A 2,324-nucleotide genomic window follows, 5' to 3' on the forward strand; every position below is an offset into this window, starting at 1 on the left:
CGCCACCGTCACCGTCGGCTTCTTCCCGGTCGGAGTCGCCTCCTCGTAGGGCAGGTCGCTGTCCGGTGGCGCACTGCCACAGGCGCGGTCAGCGGACCCACGTCGGGAGCTGTACACGCGGGAGTGCCTTCTGCGCTGGGGCAATGAGGCTTGCTTCAAGTGTCGCGTTGGTCCGGCAAGAGGGACGTTGCCGGACCGATCGCGCGCCGATCGCAGCCGCGGAGCCGGGTGCGGTCCCGCTTCGTCGGCGCCTGAGGAGGCGCCCGTGGGCGGCGGCGAGGCGATCGGGGGCGTTGCCTGTGCGGCGGGGAGGGTCGGCGCCCGTGAGGCGGCCTGGCGCAGGTGGCCACCACGACCACCTGCGACCTGTGAGGTGCGGTTCTGACTCCGCGGCCGGTGGCGAACTGGAGTCTCGAAGTCACACGCGGGCTTCCCCGGAGAGCTGATCGGCTGTCATGAGATCGTGTGCGGCCGAGAAGCGGCTTGAGGCGCCACGAGCCCTCGGGGCGGTGAGGTCGCGCGGGCCCGTGACGTCGTGGCTATTGGGGTGAAAAAGCGGCGACGCAGGGCGAATTTGATATAGATACAAACGTTTAAGCACATACTTACACGGCCTGACGAACGGTGCGGTTCATCCCTCGGCACCCCCTGGTTGGCGCACTTCTGCGTGTTTGCTTTGAGTTCTTCCGGAGGCTCGAGAATGAACCGAAAGTCTCTTCGCAGGTCGTGGGTTAAGACGGCCACGATGCTCTCGGCAATGAGCGCTCTCGCCCTGGCTGTCAGCCTGTCCTCGCCGTCGGCGGTCGACGCCGGCACGATCGAGAAGTCCGTCGTTGGTTACGTTCACTCAGTGCCCGGCCCGAATGGCGCCCTGAGCGCCGCGTTCACCCCTCGCACACGAGCGATGCTCAACGGCGGCGCGGAACCCGGCGATGACGGCGGTGGTCCCCCTGAGGACGGGGGCGGGGCCGGGGATCATGGCGACGGCGGCGAATCTCATGGGCACCACGGGCACCATGGTTCCCAAGGACCACAGGGGGACCAAGGGCCACAGGGTCCTCAGGGAGACGAGGGGCCACCGGGTCCACAGGGGGACCAAGGGGACCAGGGGCCCCAGGGCACGCAAGGCTTTCAGGGTGGCACGGGGCCACAGGGTCCACAGGGGGGCCAAGGGGACCAGGGGCCCCAGGGCACGCAAGGCTTTCAGGGTGGCACGGGGGCGCAGGGCAGCCAGGGCACCGCCGGCGCGCAAGGCACGCAGGGCTTTCAGGGCGGCACGGGGGCGCAGGGCAGCCAGGGCACCGCCGGCGCCCAGGGCCCGCAGGGCTTTCAGGGCGGTACGGGTGCCCAGGGCAACGAAGGCAGCCAGGGGACGCAGGGCAGCCAAGGCACCCAGGGCACACAGGGATCGCCCGGCGGAGCCGGCGCACAGGGCAGCCAGGGCGCCGCCGGCGCCCAGGGCAATCAGGGCGACACCGGTGCCCAAGGGTCTCAGGGCGGTACCGGAACCCAAGGTACGCAGGGGAACCAGGGCGGCACCGGCAGCCAGGGCAGCCAAGGTGGGGCCGGAGTCCAGGGCACCCAGGGCAGTACCGGAGCCCAGGGCGGCGCGGGCGCCCAGGGCTCCCAGGGCTTGCAGGGCGGCCCTGGGGTGCAGGGCGCCCAGGGTGAAGCCGGCGCGCAGGGCAGTCAGGGCGGGAACGGTGCCCAGGGCGGTGCCGGCGCGCAGGGCAGCCAGGGCACGCAGGGCGCCACCGGGACTCAGGGCTTCCAGGGCGGTGCCGGTGTGCAGGGCAGTCAGGGCGGCCCGGGCTCGCAGGGCTTCCAGGGCGGCACGGGCGCCCAGGGCACCCAGGGCAACCAGGGCGGCGCGGGCGCCCAGGGAGCGCAAGGCGGCAGCGGTACGCAGGGCTTCCAAGGCGGGACCGGCTCGCAGGGCTTCCAGGGTGGTGCCGGTGCGCAGGGGAGCCAGGGCGAGCAGGGCTCGCAGGGGTTCCAGGGCAGTATGGGTACACAGGGGAACCAGGGCAACCAGGGCGGCACCGGCAGCCAGGGCAACCAGGGTGGCATCGGTTCGCAGGGCTTCCAGGGCGTGGCGGGTTCGCAGGGTTTCCAGGGGGTGGCGGGTTCGCAGGGGAGCCAGGGTGGTTCGGGGGCCCAGGGCGCGCAGGGTGGTACCGGCAGCCAGGGCAACCAGGGGAACACCGGTGCTCAGGGGAGCCAGGGCGACCAGGGCTCCCAGGGCTCCCAGGGCGGCACTGGCGCGCAGGGCAGCCAGGGCGACACCGGTGTCCAGGGCGGCCAGGGCAATCAGGGCGTTCAGG

1 pseudogene is annotated in these 2,324 nt (G+C 72.2%); it reads left to right on the forward strand.

Going from position 1 to position 2,324, the window contains the following annotated elements:
- Positions 1–1,651: 1,651 nt before the first annotated feature.
- Positions 1,652–2,324: pseudogene (locus tag ACZ3TI_RS22335) on the forward strand (collagen-like protein); the annotation flags it as partial.

This window comes from Kitasatospora sp. NPDC023120 (assembly GCF_055560835.1).